The organism is Streptomyces niphimycinicus, assembly GCF_018883605.1.
Lineage (GTDB): Bacteria > Actinomycetota > Actinomycetes > Streptomycetales > Streptomycetaceae > Streptomyces > Streptomyces niphimycinicus.
In genome coordinates this window covers 1-1,110 of sequence record NZ_JAHLEM010001262.1, presented here as the reverse complement: position 1 = coordinate 1,110, position 1,110 = coordinate 1, and the positions used below count along the sequence as shown (strand labels likewise).

The 1,110-nt window shown below is 76.5% G+C and carries 1 pseudogene; it reads left to right on the top strand.

Annotated elements, in window-relative coordinates:
• A pseudogene (locus KN815_RS49235) lies at positions 1-1,110 on the top strand (hypothetical protein); the annotation flags it as partial.

Sequence of the window (1,110 nt, the reverse complement as noted above, 5' to 3'; positions counted from 1 at the left end):
GTTCTACGACGCGGCCACCGACGGACGCGACCCCGCCCACGCCGTCATCGAACCCGCCGTACTCGAAGTCCTGCCGCGCCCCCGCCGCCAGGCCGAGGCCCGCCGGATGGCCGCCCGGGCGCGCGAGCGCGGCGCGCCCTGGACCACCGTGCTGGAGTCGGTGGCTCATCTGCCGGTCGAGGAGGCGCGCGAGGAGCTGCTGGCCGCCGTGCGCCGCTCCTCGGCCGAGGACCGCGCCCTGGCCTATCCGCTGCTGATCCGGTGCGTCGCCCGCTCCGGCGACCCGGACGCCCTCACCGACCTGCTGGAGCTGCTGGAGTGGCTGCGCAACGAACAGGACCCGGTGCGTTCCGCGGCGCTCGGTGCGCTCGCCCGCACCCACCCCGCGCTGTTCGCCGACGACGCCGCCGAGCATCTGGACCGCATCGCCGCCGAGGCGATCTCCGCCCGCGATTCCTCCTCCGCCACCCGGCAGGCGCTGCGTCACCTCGCCGTGGGGCTGCTGCGCGAACACGCCGTCACCGGGCGGCGGCAGTTGCTGGGCTGGGCGCTGCGCACCCTCACCCGGCTCGCGGGCAGTGTCGGCGCCGCCGACCTGGGCCGCCTGGACCACCAGTTGCGGCGCGGCCAGGAGCAGGCGGTGTTCGAGGCGCTGCGGCCCTGGCTGGAGGCGGGCGCCGAACGGGTCGACCACGAGCTGACGTTCGCCCTCGCCCGCTCCCTCGGGCGGCGCGCCCACACCCTGCCCGAGCTTCAGGAACTCCTGTGGCAGGCGATCTCGTTCGGCAGCGACGTGACGGTCCGCACCGCCATCGGGCTGTGGCTGGAACCACCGGCGGAGCGGGACGCCCGCGTGGCCGAGCTGCTGACCCATGAGCCCTCGGCGGCCGTGCTGCCGCCCGTCCTGGCCGTGCTGACCCGCCGTCGCACCGATCTGCTCGACCTCGTCCTCGATGACACCCCGCCGTACGGGCGCTTCCTGACCCCCGGCACCCACTGGACCCCGCCCACCGGCCGGAACACCGGCCGCTGGCTGCCCCGCCAACAAGCCGCCGCCGCCCGCCTCCTGGACCGCGCCGCCGCCGACACCTCCCTGCCGCCGCGGCAGCG